At 73.5% G+C, this 15,607-nt stretch carries 14 protein-coding genes; 2 read left to right on the plus strand and 12 right to left on the minus strand.

Annotated elements, in window-relative coordinates; genetic code table 11:
- Positions 1-86: 86 nt before the first annotated feature.
- From AQJ11_RS17100 to pdhA, 7 genes are read right to left on the minus strand one after another with little or no spacing between them, the layout of a single operon-like run.
- On the minus strand, positions 87-1,067 hold the full coding sequence (locus AQJ11_RS17100) for an NAD(P)H-quinone oxidoreductase (protein WP_014673831.1): 981 nt from the start codon (positions 1,065-1,067) through the stop codon (positions 87-89).
- 29 nt (positions 1,068-1,096) lie between these two features.
- Positions 1,097-2,194 carry a potassium channel family protein gene (locus AQJ11_RS17105; protein WP_175252208.1) on the minus strand — a complete coding sequence of 366 codons (1,098 nt, stop codon included), beginning with the start codon at positions 2,192-2,194 and terminating at the stop codon, positions 1,097-1,099.
- On the minus strand, positions 2,191-3,576 hold the full coding sequence (locus tag AQJ11_RS17110; protein WP_059263626.1) for a molybdopterin molybdotransferase MoeA: 1,386 nt from the start codon (positions 3,574-3,576) through the stop codon (positions 2,191-2,193). Before AQJ11_RS17110 ends, AQJ11_RS17105 begins: the two co-directional genes overlap by 4 nt.
- The gene (locus tag AQJ11_RS17115) at positions 3,573-4,502 is read right to left on the minus strand and encodes an NTP transferase domain-containing protein (RefSeq protein ID WP_059263627.1); all 930 of its coding nucleotides are present in this window, start codon (positions 4,500-4,502) and stop codon (positions 3,573-3,575) included. The genes AQJ11_RS17110 and AQJ11_RS17115 overlap by 4 nt, the downstream gene beginning before the upstream one ends.
- A gap of 60 nt (positions 4,503-4,562) precedes the next feature.
- The gene (locus AQJ11_RS17120; protein WP_059263628.1) at positions 4,563-5,963 is read right to left on the minus strand and encodes a dihydrolipoamide acetyltransferase family protein; all 1,401 of its coding nucleotides are present in this window, start codon (positions 5,961-5,963) and stop codon (positions 4,563-4,565) included.
- The gene (locus AQJ11_RS17125; RefSeq protein WP_014673826.1) at positions 5,963-6,967 is read right to left on the minus strand and encodes an alpha-ketoacid dehydrogenase subunit beta; all 1,005 of its coding nucleotides are present in this window, start codon (positions 6,965-6,967) and stop codon (positions 5,963-5,965) included. Before AQJ11_RS17125 ends, AQJ11_RS17120 begins: the two co-directional genes overlap by 1 nt.
- Complete coding sequence (gene pdhA / locus AQJ11_RS17130; protein WP_059263629.1) at positions 6,964-8,127, minus strand: pyruvate dehydrogenase (acetyl-transferring) E1 component subunit alpha; 1,164 nt, start codon at positions 8,125-8,127, stop codon at positions 6,964-6,966. Before pdhA ends, AQJ11_RS17125 begins: the two co-directional genes overlap by 4 nt.
- 175 nt (positions 8,128-8,302) lie before the next feature.
- On the opposite strand from pdhA, the gene AQJ11_RS17135 reads away from it, so the two are divergent.
- Positions 8,303-8,800: an Lrp/AsnC family transcriptional regulator gene (locus AQJ11_RS17135; RefSeq protein WP_382564273.1), complete on the plus strand. Its 498-nt coding sequence runs from the start codon at positions 8,303-8,305 to the stop codon at positions 8,798-8,800.
- Between the two features lie 2 nt (positions 8,801-8,802).
- Here the strand turns inward: AQJ11_RS17135 and AQJ11_RS17140 are convergent, their stop codons facing one another.
- Together AQJ11_RS17140 and AQJ11_RS17145 are read right to left on the minus strand one after the other, a co-directional pair.
- A complete protein-coding gene (locus AQJ11_RS17140) occupies positions 8,803-9,390 on the minus strand; it encodes a TetR/AcrR family transcriptional regulator (RefSeq protein WP_014673823.1) in 588 nt (195 codons plus the stop codon).
- Complete coding sequence (locus AQJ11_RS17145; protein WP_059263630.1) at positions 9,387-10,901, minus strand: 3-hydroxyacyl-CoA dehydrogenase; 1,515 nt, start codon at positions 10,899-10,901, stop codon at positions 9,387-9,389. Before AQJ11_RS17145 ends, AQJ11_RS17140 begins: the two co-directional genes overlap by 4 nt.
- A gap of 158 nt (positions 10,902-11,059) precedes the next feature.
- On the opposite strand from AQJ11_RS17145, the gene paaN reads away from it, so the two are divergent.
- Complete coding sequence (gene paaN / locus AQJ11_RS17150; RefSeq protein ID WP_059263631.1) at positions 11,060-12,751, plus strand: phenylacetic acid degradation protein PaaN; 1,692 nt, start codon at positions 11,060-11,062, stop codon at positions 12,749-12,751.
- Here the strand turns inward: paaN and AQJ11_RS17155 are convergent.
- From AQJ11_RS17155 to AQJ11_RS17165, 3 genes are read right to left on the minus strand one after another with little or no spacing between them, the layout of a single operon-like run.
- Positions 12,748-13,500 (minus strand): TrmH family RNA methyltransferase, encoded by a 753-nt coding sequence (locus AQJ11_RS17155; RefSeq protein ID WP_059263632.1) that lies wholly within the window; start codon positions 13,498-13,500, stop codon positions 12,748-12,750. The genes paaN and AQJ11_RS17155 overlap by 4 nt on opposite strands.
- The gene (locus AQJ11_RS17160) at positions 13,497-14,708 is read right to left on the minus strand and encodes an HTTM domain-containing protein (protein WP_059263633.1); all 1,212 of its coding nucleotides are present in this window, start codon (positions 14,706-14,708) and stop codon (positions 13,497-13,499) included. The genes AQJ11_RS17155 and AQJ11_RS17160 overlap by 4 nt, the downstream gene beginning before the upstream one ends.
- Positions 14,705-15,472 (minus strand): DUF5819 family protein, encoded by a 768-nt coding sequence (locus AQJ11_RS17165; RefSeq protein ID WP_014673818.1) that lies wholly within the window; start codon positions 15,470-15,472, stop codon positions 14,705-14,707. The genes AQJ11_RS17160 and AQJ11_RS17165 overlap by 4 nt, the downstream gene beginning before the upstream one ends.
- Positions 15,473-15,607: the final 135 nt, after the last annotated feature.

Genomic DNA, 15,607 nt, shown 5'->3' on the forward strand with positions numbered 1-15,607 from the left:
TCCGGGACGGCCCGGAACGGCTCGGGGGCCTGCCCGCACGGCCCGGAACGGCCGGGCCTCGCGGCACCGCCCCGCACCGCCTGCCGCTACGGCGCGACCAGCAGCACCTTGCCGATGTGGCCGCTCGCCTCCACCAGCCGGTGCGCCTCGGCCGCCTCCGGCATCGGCAGCTCGCGGTCCACGACCGGGCCGACGTGCCCGGCGGCGAACAACGGCCACACGTGCTCGCGTACGGCGGCGACGATGGCGGCCTTCTCCTCCAGCGGGCGGGCGCGCAGCGAGGTCGCGCTGATCGCGGCCCGCTTGCTGAGCAGCGTGCCGATGTTCAGCTCGCCCTTCACACCGCCCTGCATGCCGATGATGGCGAGGCGCCCGTTGACGGCGAGCGCCTGGACATTGCGCTCCAGGTACTTCGCGCCCATGTTGTCGAGGATGACGTCGGCGCCCGCGCCGTCCGTGGCCCGCTTGATCTCGGCGACGAAGTCCTGCTCGCGGTAGTTGATCAGTACGTCCGCGCCCAGTTCGGCGCACCGGTCGAGCTTCTCCTTCGTCCCGGCGGTCACCGCGACCTTGGCTCCGACGGCCTTGGCGAGCTGGATCGCCATGGTGCCGATGCCGCTGGAACCGCCGTGCACCAGCAGCGTCTCGCCGGGACGCAGATGGGCGACCATGAACACGTTGGACCAGACCGTGCAGACGACCTCGGGCAGTGCCGCGGCGCGCGTGAGGTCCACGCCCTCGGGCGCGGGAAGCAGCTGTCCGGCCGGTACGGCGACCTTCTCGGCGTAGCCGCCGCCCGCGAGCAGCGCGCACACCTGGTCACCGACGGCCCAGCCGGAGACACCGGGGCCGAGCGCGGCGATCGTGCCGGAGCACTCCAGGCCGGGGTAGGGGGAGGCGCCGGGCGGGGGGTTGTAGAAGCCCTGGCGTTGCAGGATGTCGGCACGGTTGACGGCGCTGGCCACTACCTCGACCAGCACCTCGCCCTCGCCGGGCACCGGATCGGGGACCTCGTCCCACACCAGCGCCTCGGGACCACCAGGTTCGGGAATCGTGATCGCATGCATGCCGGTGACGCTACTCCCCCGGCGACCGGTCATCCTGGTGGCAGGGGGCGGATGTCCGGGGTGACCTGGGTTCCGGGGGTGGCGCGGACGATGGTGATGAGCCGGTCCGTCAGCTGGAGCGTGCCGACGGACGGATCGTCGTAGCCGAGCACCCGGTGTCCGCGCAGGACGCTCACCACCAGGTCGTCCGTCTCGCGCGGCGTCTTGCCGACCTCGCCGCGGACCACCGGCCGTTCGACGAGGTCCAGCCCGCTGCCCTGCTGGATCAGGTCCTCCATGACCATGCCGGCCGCGGGGCTGAGCACGGACAGGCCGAGCAGGCGGCCGGCCGCGCCGGAGCTGGTGATGACGGCGTCGGCGCCGGACTGCTTGAGCAGCGGGGCGTTCTCCTCCTCGCGCACCGCGGCCACGATCTTGGCGGTGCGGTTGAGCTGGCGGGCGGTCAGCGTGACGAGGACGGAGGTGTCGTCGCGCTGCGGGGCGACGATGATCTGCCGGGCCTTGTGCACCTCGGCCCGTTTGAGCACGTCACTGCGGGTGGCGTCGCCTATGACGCCCGCGTAGCCATGGGCGGTGGCCGCGTCGATCACCTTGGAGCTGGGGTCGACCACGACCACCTGCTCCTTCTTCAGCCCGGTAGCGCAGACGGTCTGGATGGCCGACCTGCCCTTCGTGCCGAAGCCGATGACGACGGTGTGGTCGCGCAAGGTGGACCTCCAGCGGTTCAGGCGCCATTCCTCACGGGTGCGTTCGGTGAGGACCTCCAGCGTGGTGCCGACCAGGATGATCAGGAACAGCACGCGCAGGGGCGTGATGACGAGGATGTTGGTGAGCCGGGCGCTGTCGCTGACCGGGGTGATGTCGCCGTATCCGGTGGTGGAGAGGGTGACGGTCGCGTAGTAGAACGCGTCGAGCAGATCGACGGGGCCGTCGGAGCTGTCGCGGTAGCCCTCGCGGTCGGCGTAGACGACGAACGCGGTGGCGACCAGCACCACCAGGGCCATGACGAGCCGCTTGACGACCTGGCGGATCGGACGCTCCACCACTTTCCTCGGCAGCTTCACCCGATGGGTCACCAGATGTTCGCCCGCCTGGCGGGCGATGGCGTCATGGCCCGGAAGTTTCACGTGAAACACACCCCGATTCCGGCGGTCGCCCATGGCAGGTCCAGCAGCTCGGCCTCCTCGCCCTGTCGGACCCCGCCCGGCGGTACGACGGCCAGCGCGTCGGCGGCGGCGATGCCCCGGAGCATGGCCGGACCGTTGTAGTGCAGCGGCGTGGCGTGGTCACCGCGCAGCACCACGGGGATGAGCCGGGTGTCGTGCGGGTGCCCGTGCACCGCCTCCCGGAGCGGCAGCGTGTACGGCTCGGGGGCCGGGTGTGCGGCAAGGGTCCGCAGCAGCGGTTCGGCGAGGGTGAGCAGGCCGGAGACGGCCGCCAGGGGGTTGCCGGGCAGGCCGACGAGGTGCTGGTGCTCCTTGGTGCGGGCCAGCAGCATGGGGTGGCCGGGGCGCACCTTGACGCCGTCGACGAGGAGTTCGGCGCCGACGCGTTCCAGGACCGGGTGGACGTGGTCGACGGGTCCGGCCGCGGTGCCGCCCGTGGTGACGATCAGGTCGGCGGCGGAGCGGGTGACCGCCTTCTGGAGAGCCTTGGCGTCGTCGCCGATCCGGCGTACGGCGATGACGTCGGCGCCGAGCGCGCGCAGCCAGGGCGGCAGCATGGGGCCGAGGGCGTCCCTGATCAGCCCGTCGTGGGGCAGTCCCTCGGTGAGCAACTCGTCCCCCAGGACGAGGACTTCGGCGCGGGGGCGGGGGACGACGGTGACCGTGTCGTAGCCGGCCGCCGCGGCGAGGCCCAGGACGGCGGGGGTGACCAGGGTGCCGACGGGCAGCAACTGGTCGCCGCTGCGGCACTCCTGGCCGCGTGGGCGGATGTCCTGGCCGTGCAGCATCTCGCGGGTGGTGTGCAGGCGGCCCTGGGCGTCGATCCGGCCGTGCTCGGTGCGCAGGACGGCGGTGGTGTCGGCGGGGACACGGGCACCGGTGGCGATGCGGACCGCCTCGCCGTCGGTGAGGGGCCCGGGCTGGGTCTGCCCGGCGAGCACGCCCTCCTCGCGCACCTGCCAGGGGCCGGGCCCGGCGACCGCCCAGCCGTCCATCGCCGAGGTGTCGAAGGAGGGCAGGTCGGTGAGCGCGTCCAGGGGCGCGGCCAGGGCCAGCCCGAGGGCCTCGCCGAGCGGCACGGAGACGGGGGCGCGGCGGGCACGGGACCGCGCGGCACGCGCGGCGGCCTCGCGGGCCTGGGGCCAGGGGGTGGCCCGGTGCCGTTCCGCGGGCCGCGCACCGGGCGACTGGGCGGCCGGGGCGGACGCCTGGCCCGCGCCGTCGTCCGTGCTGTCGTCCCGCGGCTCCCTGTGGGCATCCCTCACGAGCGCCAGAGCCTCCTCGACGTCGAGGTCGTCGGTGTCTTCGGCGGACGCCTCGGACCGGGTGCCGGGGGCGGTCATCCGGCGTCCGGGGCGCTCGGGCCCCCGCTCCCCGCGTCCGTGCTGCTCCCACCGTTCTCTTCCTCCCAGCGCAGCGCCAGCGCGGCGGCCTTGCGCGCGGCCTCGGCGACGGCCTCGGGGCCGCCCTTGCCCTGGGCTGCGGCATAGCCGACGAGGAAGGTGGTCAACGGGGCGGCGGGCCGGGCCACGCCGTGCGCGGCGTCCCGGGCCAGATCGAGGAGGACGCCGGTGTCGACGTCCAGTTCGATGCCCAACTCGTCCTTGACTGCGGAGATCCATTCATCCAACACGGACCCATGCTCCCTGATGCGTGCCCTGGCCGTCGCGATGTCGTCCCAGGTGTCGCAGTCGAAGGAGGCGAGCGGGTCCGGGACGCGGGTGAGGCGCAGGGCACCGGTCAGCCGGCGCAGCGGCAGTCCGCCGAGGCCGCCGTGCGCGGCGGCCAGGGCGGTCAGCTCACGGCGCAGGGCGGGGGTGCGGTAGGCGGCCACGAGCGGCTGGTCACGGCCGTCGGCGTCGGTGAGCAGCGCGCCGTCGGCCCCGGTGTCCTCAAGGGCGGTCAACAGCCGGCGCAGCGTGGTCCGTCCCAGGAAGGGGAGGTCCGCGGAGAGGACGACGGTGTGCCCGGCGGTGGTGAGCCGCAGGCCGGCCTCCAGCGCGGCGACCGGTCCGCCGCCGGGCGGCTCCTCGCGCGTCCAGCGCACCGGGCGTGCGGTGGGCCGGGGCGCGGCCACGACGACGGTCGTACCGGCGTCCGCGCAGGCCGCGAGCACCCGGTCGAGCAGCGCCCGGCCACCGACCCGGAGCCCTGGCTTGTCGGCCCCGCCGAGCCGCCGGGCGGCACCGCCGGCCAGCACGACGGCGTCGTACGGCGCGGGGGCGCCGGGAGCGGGGGTCCCGGGCGCGGCGGGGGCGGTGTCGGTCACCCTCCGAGTATGTCCTGCCGGTTCCTCCTTCCGAACCGGTGTCTCAGGGGTGGCCGGGTCTCACAGGGTGCGCAGCAGCACCGCCGGCTGTTCCACACAGTCCGCCACGTACCGCAGGAAGCCGCCCGCCGTACCGCCGTCGCACACCCGGTGGTCGAAGGTGAGCGAGAGCTGGACGACCTGGCGGACGGCCAGCTCGCCCTCGTGCACCCACGGCTTGGGGACGATGCGGCCGACGCCGAGCATGGCCGCCTCGGGGTGGTTGATGATCGGGGTGGAGCCGTCGACGCCGAAGACGCCGTAGTTGTTCAGCGTGAAGGTGCCGCCGGTGAGTTCCCCGGGGGTCAGCGTCCCGGTGCGGGCCGCCTCGGTGAGCCGGGCGAATTCGGCGGTCAGGGATTCGGCGTCGCGCGCGTGGGCGTCCCGGACGACCGGCACGACCAGGCCGCGTTCGGTCTGCGCGGCGAACCCGAGGTGGACCTGGTCGAGCCGGACGACCTCGCGGGCCTCGGTGTCGACGAAGGAGTTCAGCTCGGGGAACCGGGCGAGGCCGGCCGTGCAGATGCGGGCGAGCAGCGCGAGGAGGGAGATCTTCGGGCCTCCGGCCGCGTTCATCGCGGCGCGGGCGCGCATGAGTTCCGTCGCGTCGGCGTCGACCCAGCAGGTCGCGTCCGGGATCTCCCGGCGGCTGCGGGAGAGCTTGTCGGCGACGGCGCCGCGCACGCCCTTGAGCGGGATCCGGGTCCCGCCGCCCTGCGCGACGGGCGCCGCGGGGGTCCGAACGACCGGCTCCTCGGCCGTGCGGAGCGGTGCTGCCCCGGCTCGCAGCGCGTTCTCGACGTCCGCACGCAGGATGAGTCCGTCCGGCCCCGACCCGGCCAGCCGCCGCAGATCGACGCCGTTGTCCCGGGCGAGCTTGCGCACGAGGGGGGAGATCACGGGGACCGGGCCCTCGGTGGGGGCGGCGGCGGGCCTGGCCGGCGCGGTGGTGGGGGTGGACGCGTGGGCGTCGGCCCGGGCGGTCCCGCGCCGGGCGGCCCGCCCGTTGCCCGGGGCTCCGGTCGGCGCCGCCTGTCCGGTGCCGTCGGCCGCGCGCCGGAAGCCCTGTCCGTCGACCGCGGCCGTGCCCGCCCGCACCCGGCGCCGGCGTGCCGCCGGGGCCTGGGTGCCGTACCCCACCAGGACGTTGCCGGAGCCCTCCGGCTCCGGTGCCCGTTCACCCACGGCCACCGTCAGGAGCGGGGCGCCGACGGGCAGTTCGGTGCCCTCCTCGCCGAAGCGGGCGGTGACCACACCGCCGTACGGACAGGGCACCTCGACCATCGCCTTGGCCGTCTCGACCTCGACCACCGGCTGGTCCACGGCGACCACGTCACCGACCTGGACCAGCCAGCGGACGATCTCCGCCTCGGTGAGTCCTTCACCGAGGTCGGGCAGCTTGAACTCCAGCACCTGAGCCATCAGCCCTCGGCCTCCCATTGCAGCCGGGCCACGGCGTCCAGGATGCGGTCGACGCCGGGCAGGTGGTGCCGCTCCAGCATGGGCGGCGGGTACGGGATGTCGAACCCGGCCACGCGCAGCACCGGGGCCTCCAGGTGGTGGAAGCAGCGTTCGGTGACGCGGGCCGCGATCTCGCCGCCCGGCCCGCCGAAGCCGGTGGACTCGTGGACGACGACGGCGCGGCCGGTGCGCCGGACGGACGCGCAGACCGTCTCGTCGTCGAACGGCACCAGGGAGCGCAGGTCGACGACCTCCAGGTCCCATCCTTCGGCCTGGGCGGCCTCGGCGGCCTCCATGCAGACCGGCAGCGAGGGTCCGTAGGTGATGAGCGTGGCGCTGCGGCCGGTCCGGCGGACCACGGCCCGGCCGATGGGCTCGACGTCCGTCGGCTGCTCGGGGTTCCAGCTGTCCTTCGACCAGTACAGCCGCTTGGGCTCCAGGAAGACGACCGGGTCGTCGGAGGCGATGGCCTGGCGCAGCAGCCCGTAGGCGTCGGCGACGGTGGCGGGGGTGACGACGTGGAGCCCGGGCGTCGCCATGTAGTACGCCTCGGAGGAGTCGCTGTGGTGCTCGACGCCGCCGATGCCGCCGCCGTAGGGGATGCGGACGGTGATCGGCAGGGGCATCCGGCCGCGCGTGCGGTTGCGCATCCGGGAGACGTGGCTGACGAGCTGCTCGAACGCCGGGTAGGCGAAGGCGTCGAACTGCATCTCCACCACGGGCCTGAGGCCGTACATGGCCATGCCGACGGCGGCGCCGAGGATGCCGGCCTCGGCGAGGGGGGTGTCGGTGCAGCGGTCCTCGCCGAACTCCTTGGCGAGCCCGTCGGTGACGCGGAAGACCCCGCCGAGGGTGCCGACGTCCTCGCCCATGACGTGCACGGTCGGGTCGGCGGCCATCGCGTCGCGCATCGCGCGCGTGAGGGCCTGCGCCATGGTGGCGGGCTTGACGGCGACGGTGGTCATCGGGCCCCGCCTTCCGGGGCGCCGGGCTCGCCGTGCTGTTCCTGCTCGGCCTCCAGCTCGGCATGCAACAGGGCGCGCTGTTCGCGCAGTTGGGAGGTGGTCTCCGCGTAGACGTGGTCGAAGAGGTCCATGGGGTCGAGTTCGGGGTCCCGGTTCATGCGTTCCCGCAGGGAGGCGGCCATCGTCTCGGCGTCCTGGCGGGCCGCCTCGATGCCGGCGTCGTCCAGCAGTCCGCGCGTGGTCAGTTCGCGCTCCAGCAGCTCGATGGGGTCGTGGGCGCGCCAGGCCGCGACCTCGGCCTCGCCCCGGTAGCGGGTGGCGTCGTCGGCGTTGGTGTGGGCGTCGACGCGGTACGTCACCGCTTCCACCAGGGTCGGGCCGCCGCCCGCGCGTGCGTGCCGTACGGCGTCGCCGAGGACCTCGTGCACGGCCGCGGCGTCGTTGCCGTCGACCAGCCGGCCCGGCATGCCGTACCCGACGGCCTTGTGGGCCAGGGAGGGCGCGGCGGTCTGCTTGGCGAGCGGTACGGAGATGGCGAAGCCGTTGTTCTGCACCAGGAAGACGACCGGTGCCTGCCAGACGGCGGCGAAGTTCAGCGCCTCGTGGAAGTCGCCCTCGCTGGTGCCGCCGTCGCCGACCATGGCCAGCGCGACCACGTCGTCGCCCTTGAGGCGGGCGGCGTGGGCGAGGCCGACGGCGTGCGGGAGCTGGGTGGCGAGCGGGGTGCTCAGCGGGGCCACCCGGTGGGCGTAGGGGTCGTAGCCGTGGTGCCAGTCGCCGCGCAGCAGGGTGAGCGCCTCGGCGGGGTCCACGCCCCGGGCGACGACGGCGAGCGTGTCGCGGTAGCTGGGGAAGAGCCAGTCGCGCTCCTCCAGGGCCAGGGCGGCGGCGATCTCGCAGGCCTCCTGGCCGGTGCTGGACGGGTAGACGGCGAGCCGGCCCTGCTTGGTGAGGGCGGTGGCCTGCGTGTTGTACCGGCGGCCACGCACCAGCTCGGCGTACAGCCGGCGCAGCAGGCCGGGGTCGGCCTTGCCGGCCGCCTCGGTGCCGAGGACGCGGTAGGGCTCGGCGTCGGGCAGCAGCGGCGCGGCGTCCGTACGGGGCTGCCAGGCGGGCGGCGGCGATGGCCGGTACGCGCCCCGCTGCTCCAGAACCGTCATGACGGCACCTCCTCGTGGGGGTGGCTACGGGAGGCGCGTCGGCTGTGACCCGCCTCACCAACCGATTGTTCGGTCGTCGGCACATTTTGGCTACAGGTGCCTCCAGGCTGTGGACAAACGGTTCTCCACAGCCTGGAATGACAGCAGGACGTCCATGGCGAGGAAGCGGGGGGACATGGGAGCTGAACAAATGGCCGCCGGGCCGCAGGACGGCGCGGCGCCGCCCCCGCGCCCGCTGGACGCCATCGACCAGGACATCCTGAAGATCCTCCAGGCGGACGGCCGGGCCTCGATACGGTCCGTCGCCGAGCGCGTCCACGTCTCGCGCGCCAACGCCTACGCGCGCATCAACCGGCTCGTCGAGGACGGGGTGATCCGGGGCTTCAGCGCGCGCGTGGACCACGAACGGGCGGGTCACGGCACCTCGGCGTACATCACGCTGAAGATCGTCCAGAACAGCTGGCGCACGGTCCGCGAGCAGCTCAGGCAGCTGCCCGGCGCCTCCCACATCGCTCTGGTGGGCGGCGACTTCGATGTGCTGCTGCTGGTGCACACACCCGACAACCGGGCGCTGCGCGAGCTGGTGCTGACCCGGCTCCAGGCGATCCCCGAGGTGCTCAGCACCCGCACGCTGCTGGTGTTCGAGGAGGAGGACCTGGAGCCGGAGGGCTGAGGTCAGTCCTGGCGCAGCCCCGAGAAGACCAGCCGGACGACGGCGTCGGCCACCTCCTGGCCGCTCGCGCCGCGCGCGTCCGGCCGGTACCACTCCACGATCGAGTTGATCATCCCGAAGACCAGCCGGGTGGCCAGGCGGACCTCCACGTCACCGCGTACGTCCCCGTCGGCCGCCGCGGCCTTCAGCAGCTCGGCGACCCGGTGGTCGAAGTCGCGGCGCCGTTCCAGCGCCCAGCGCTCGGTCTCGGTGTTGCCGCGCACGCGCAGCAGCAGCGTCACATAGGGCAGCTCGGCTATGAGCACCTCGACCATGCGGCGCACGACGTGCTCCAGCCGTCCGGCCGGGCGCCCCGCGCGCGCGTGCTCCTCCTCCAGGATGGCGAACAGGCCGTCCAGGGCGCGGCTGACGGCCCGGCGCAGCAGCTCCTCCTTGCCGCTGACGTGGTGGTATATCGACGACTTGGAGATGCCGGCCGCCTTGGACAGGTGCTCCATGGAGGTGCCGTCGTAGCCGCGCTCGTTGAAGACGCGGACGGCGACGGAGAGCAGCGTCTCGGGGGTGTAGGTGTCGCGTTTGGCCGTGGTCATGAGGTGCCCTCCCGCTTGTCGGTGGCGTACGCGTGGCGGTACAGCGCGAGGGAGGGCGCGTAGCGTCCGGAGGGGTCGCGCTCGTGCATCTCGTCCAGGACGTCGAAGGCGAAGTCGCGGCCGAGCCTGCGGTCCCACTCGAAGGGCCCGAGCGGGTAGTTCACGCCGAGGCGCATCGCGGTGTCGATGTCCTCCTCGGTGGCCACGCCCTTGGCGACGGCGTCGTGGGCGAGGTCGATGATCCGGGCGACCGTGCGGGCGACGATCATGCCGGGGACGTCGCCGATGACGCTGACGTCCTTGCCGAGCGCCTGGAACAGGCCGGTGGCCTCGGCGAGGGTCCGCGGCGAGGTGTCCTGGGCGGCGGACAGGGCGACGCGGGTGGCCGTGCGGTAGTCCAGGGCGAGGTCGAAGTAGACGACGTCCCGGAACTCCGCCGAGGTCTGGCCGTCGGCGAGGACGAGCTGGCCGCCGCTGGGGAGCACCAGGCGGGTGCCGTGGTCCTCGTCCTCCTCGCGGACCCGGATGCCCGCCTCGCGGATCAGGGCCAGCAGTTCGGCGGCCGGCCCGAGACCGCCCTCGGCGATGACGTAGGCGGGCGGCTGCTCCTTGTCGGCGGTGTGCGGCTCGGGCCGCTCGGCGCCGTCGGCGTAGTCGTACCAGCCGCGTCCGCTCTTGCGGCCGAGCCGTCCGGACTCCACCAGCCGGCGCTGGGCGAGCGAGGGCGTGAAGCGGGCGTCCTGGAAGAAGGACTGCCACACCGAGTGGGTGACGGACTCGTTGACGTCCTGGCCGATCAGGTCGGTCAGCTCGAACGCGCCCATCTTGAAGCCGCCGCACTCCCGCAGCACCGCGTCGATGGTGGCGGGGTCGGCGGCCTGGGCCTCGTGGACCGCGAACGCCTCGGCGTAGAACGGCCGGGCGATGCGGTTGACGATGAAGCCGGGGGTGTCCGCGCAGGCCACCGGCGTCTTGCCCCAGGCGCGGGCGGTCTCGTACGCGCGCGTGGCCGACGTGACGTCGGTGGCGAACCCGGAGACCACCTCGACCAGCGGCAGCAGCGGCGCCGGGTTGAAGAAGTGCAGGCCGACGAAGCGGCCGGGGTGGCGCAGGGTGCCGCCGACGGCCGTCACCGACAGCGAGGAGGTGTTGGTGGCGAGCAGGCAGTCCTCGGCGACGATCTCCTCCAGCTCGCCGAAGAGCCGCTGCTTGACGTCCAGCCGCTCCAGGACGGCTTCCACGACCAGCCCGCAGTCGGCCAGGTCCGCGAGGTTGTCCACGGGCTCCAGGCGGGCGCGGGCGGCGTCGCGGTCGGCTTCCGCGAGCCGGCCCTTGGCCACGAGCCGGTCGAGCCGGGCGCCGATCGCTCCGGCCGCGTCCCGGGCCCGCCCGGGTGCGGCGTCGTAGAGCCGCACGGGGTGCCCGGCGACCAGCGCGACCTGGGCGATTCCCTGGCCCATGGTGCCGGTGCCGACGACGGCCACGGGGCTGCTGAGGTCGAGTCCTGTCATGTGCGCGATCCTCCCGCACGGGGTTTTCCACAGATGCGGCGGACCCCCTTGTACCGACCGATCGTTCGGTTACTCTAGCTCTGACCGCCCCATCCCGCTGCTCTTTCTGCCAGATCCGAACTCGACGACGAGTTCTCCAGACGAGGAGTTGGTCCCGCATGGCCGCCGAACTGACCGCGTCCGAGCTGATCGAGAATCACCGGCCCACGCTCGACCAGGCCCTGGAGGCCATCCGCACCCGCGCGTACTGGTCCCCGCACCCCGAGCACCCCAAGGCCTACGGCGAGAGCGGAAGCCTGGACGCCGCGGCGGGCAAGGCCGCCTTCGACGCCGTGCTGGGCACCCGCCTCGACCTCGGCCAGCCCGGCACGGACGACTGGGTGGGCGGCGAGGTCTCGCCGTACGGCATCGAGCTGGGCGTCACGTACCCGCACGCGGACGTCGACGTGCTGCTCCCGGCCATGCGCGCCGGACAGCGGGCCTGGCGGGACGCGGGCCCGGAGGTCCGTGCCGTGGTCTGTCTGGAGATCCTCAAGCGGATCAGCGACCGGACGCACGAGTTCGCGCACGCCGTCATGCACACCAGCGGACAGGCCTTCATGATGGCGTTCCAGGCGGGCGGCCCGCACGCCCAGGACCGCGGCCTGGAAGCGGTGGCGTACGCGTACGCGGAGCAGGTCCGCACCCCGGAGTCGGCGGAGTGGACCAAGCCGCAGGGCAAGCGCGACCCGCTGGTCCTCACCAAGCGGTTCACCGCGGTCCCGCGCGGCATCGGCCTGGTCATCGGCTGCAACACCTTCCCGACCTGGAACGGCTACCCGGGCCTGTTCGCCTCCCTGGCCACCGGCAACGCGGTCCTGGTCAAGCCGCACCCGCGCGCGGTGCTGCCGCTCGCGCTGACCGTCCAGGTCGCCCGGGAGGTCCTGGCCGGGGCGGGCTTCGACCCGAACCTGGTGGCGCTGGCCGCAGAGCGCCCCGGCGAGGGCATCGCGAAGACCCTCGCCACCCGCCCCGAGATCAAGATCATCGACTACACCGGGTCGACGTCCTTCGGCGACTGGCTGGAGGCCAACGCCCGCCAGGCGCAGGTCTACACGGAGAAGGCCGGCGTCAACACGGTGCTCGTCCACTCCACGGACGACTACAAGGGCATGCTGTCCAACCTGGCGTTCTCGCTGTCCCTGTACAGCGGCCAGATGTGCACCACCCCGCAGAACCTGCTCATCCCCCGCGACGGCATCACCACCGACCAGGGTCCCAAGACGTTCGACGAGGTCACCGCCGACCTCGCCCGCGCGGTCGACGGGCTGCTCGGCGACGACACGCGGGCGAACGCGCTGCTGGGCGCGATCGTCAACCCGGACGTCAAGGCCCGCCTGGAGGCCGCGGCCGGCCTCGGCGAGGTCGCCCTCGCCTCCCGCGAGGTCACCAACCCGGAGTTCCCGGGCGCGGTGGTCCGCACCCCGGTCATCGTCAAGCTGGACGGCGCCAAGCCGGACGACGAGGCCGCGTACATGAGCGAGTGCTTCGGCCCGGTCTCCTTCGCCGTCGCCGTCGACTCGGTGACGGACGCGGTGGAGCTGCTGCGCCGCACGGTCCGCGAGAAGGGCGCGATGACGGTCGGCGCGTACACCACGGACACGGAGACCGAGCGCGCCGTCGAGGAGGTCTGCCTGGAGGAGGCGGCCCAGCTCTCCCTCAACCTGACCGGCGGGGTCTACGTCAACCAGACGGCCGCGTTCTCCGACTTCCACGGCTCGGGCGGCAACCCGGCGGCCAACGCGGCCCTCACCGACGGCGCGTTCGTCGCCAACCGCTTCCGGGTGGTGGAGGTGCGCCGGGAGGCCTAAGCCGTGGGCGCGGCGCCGGTCGCGCTCCAGTGGTACAGCGTCATCGCCACGCTGGTGGCCAGGTTGTAGCTGGAGACCTGGGGGCGCATCGGGAGGCGCAGCAGGTGGTCGGCCCGGGCGCGGAGTTCCGGCGACAGACCGGAGCGTTCCGAGCCGAAGGCCAGCACGGCGTCGTCGGGCAGCTTGGTGCCGCGGATGTCCTCGCCCTCCGGGTCGAGGGCGAACAGCGGCCCGGCGGGCAGCTCGTCGACGCCCAAGCGCTCGACGACGGTCGCGAAGTGCAGGCCCGCGCCGCCGCGCACCACCGTGGGGTGCCAGGGGTCGAGCGTGCCCGTGGTGACCACACCGGTCGCCCCGAAACCGGCGGCCAGCCGGATCACGGCCCCGGCGTTGCCGAGGTTGCGGGGGTTGTCCAGGACCACGACGGGCGCGGTGCGGGGCGTGCGGGCGAGTGCGCGCAGGCCGGCCTCGCGGGACGGCCGCAGCGCGAGGGCGGCCACACCGGTCGGATGGGGGCGCGGGACGAGGGAGGTGTACGCCTGGCCGGGCACCTCCACGAGCAGGGCGTCCAGGGTGTCGCGCACGTCCCCGGCCAGCTCCTCGGCGAGGGCCAGGGCGGCCCGCCGGTCGGTGGTGACCGCGACCGGTACCTCGGCCCCGAAGCGCAGCGCGTGCTTCAGGGCGTGGAAGCCGTCGAGCAGCACGGCGGTGTCCGCGTGCTCGCGCCAGCGGCTCAGCGGATCGCTCATGCGGTGAACCCTACGTGGTCCGCCGTGTTCTCCTCCGGGGAGCGCGGCGCGGGGACCGTACGGCCGCCGCGCCGGTCGAACCGCCCCCGCGCGCGTGCCGCCAGGTCGCCCAGCCGGCGCAGGAAGGACGTCGGCAGGAAGACCGCGTCGGCGGTGATCATCGCCAGCGAGAAGAACGGCAGTCCGAGGACGACGGCGATCACCGCGTGCTCGGTCATCATCAGCACCAGCAGGACGTTCTTGGCCCGCCGGTTGAACAGGGTGAACGGGAAGGCGACCTGCACCATGACGGTCCCGTAGGCCACGATCATCAGGATCGTGCCGCTGGACGACATCAGGTCGGCGAGGCCGGGCCAGGGCGAGAAGTAGTCCAGGTGGAGCGGGTAGTAGACGGCGGTGCCGTCCTGCCAGCGCGAGCCCTGCACCTTGTACCAGCCGGCCGTGGCGTAGATCAGACAGGCCTCGGCCATGATCACGACCAGGGCGCCGTTGTGCAGCATGTTGGCGATGACGTCCAGCAGCATCCGCGGCTGCCGCCAGGCCTCCCGGCGTCCGACGGCCCACCACAGGCCGAGCACCGCCCAGACCGTCCACAGCAGCGCCTGGATCAGCCAGCCGTTGTCGAACCGGCCGGTCACCGTCGCCGCGCCCAGCGCCAGACCGAGCACCGCCCACAGCACCGGTCCCACCCGGTCGGCGGGCGCCCGCTCGCCCCGCGCGCGTGCCGCCGCGCCTCGGGCCGCCCGCCGCGCGTCGAGGGACCACACCTGTCCGCAGCGCGTGAACACCAGGTAGATGGCCATCAGGTGCAGGACGTTGTCGCCGCCGTCGCCGATGAACACACTGCGGTTCTGCAAGGACAGCACGCCCACCATGAACAGCACGGACGCGGTCCGGGTGCGCCAGCCGAGCACCAGGGCCGCGGCGGCGAGGATGGCCAGCGTGTAGCAGCACTCGAACCAGAGCTGTCCGTCGGACCACAGCAGCGCCGTGAAGGCGTGGTTGTCGGCGGTCAGCTCTTTGGCGAGGTTCCAGCCCCAGGGTCCGGCGGGGCCGTACAGCTCCTGGCGGTGCGGGAACTCGCGCAGCAGGAACAGCAGCCAGGTCCCGGCGAAGCCGATCCGGATCACAGCGCTCTGGTAGGGCCCGAGGGCCGCCTCGGTGACCCGGGCGATACCGCGCGACAGCGTCAGGGAGAGACGGTTCACCGCACACCTCCGGCGGCCTCGTCGGCGGTCACGGACCACCAGGGCAACAGGCGGTAGGCGGGCTTGTCGGAGATCCGCTCACGGCTCCACGGCGGCGGCTGCACATTGGTGGTGCGGGAACGGACCTGCACGCGCTGTATCACGCCTTCCCGGCTCGTCGGATCGTCCCGGTACAGGCGCATCACCACGATCCGGCGCAGGTACTGCTCGGACAGGGAGCCGCGCAGGCCGACGGGACGGTTGTCGGCGGCGTGCGTGGCGGTGAAGAAGTCCCAGGCCCGACGCAGCTCGTTCTGCTGGGTGTGGCTGGGCGCCAGATTGCCGTCGATGGCGGCGCCGTCCTGGGCGGACAGGTCGGTCCACCCGGTGGTGCGCAGACCGCCGTCCCGCATCCGCACCTCGGCGCGGACCTGGACGGCGATGTTCTGCTGCAACGGGTTCGGGGCGAACAGCTTCCAGTTCTGCTCGAACTCCGGGTACACCCACTCCTCTATCGCCTTGCCGTGCTGCTTCGTCACGGTGTTCGCGGGCGCGAGGCTGAGGAAGACCATCAGCAGGTGCACACAGGCGGCCACGGCGACGACGGCGAGCGCCAGCGCGGCACCGACCTGGTAGCCAGGAGAGAGCGCGGCGACGCCGGTGCGGGGCCTGGGCTCCTCGGCGGGCGGCGGGGGCGGCGGCTGCGCGGGTTCTTCCGGGAGACGCGTCCCGGCCGGCCCGTCCGGGCCCTGCGGGCCCCGCGAGTCCTCGTCGTACGCGTCCATTGCGTCCCGTCCCCCGTTTCGGCTCATGTGGCTGGTCAGTCGTGCGGTTCGTACAGTCCGGCCGTCCGGCCCAGCGGTCGGCTGAGCGGGGCGGCACGGGAGCGCGGCGCCCGTCACAGGCGTCGCGTGGTTCAC

The sequence above is a fragment of the Streptomyces corchorusii genome (genome assembly GCF_001514055.1).
Classification (GTDB): domain Bacteria; phylum Actinomycetota; class Actinomycetes; order Streptomycetales; family Streptomycetaceae; genus Streptomyces; species Streptomyces olivaceoviridis.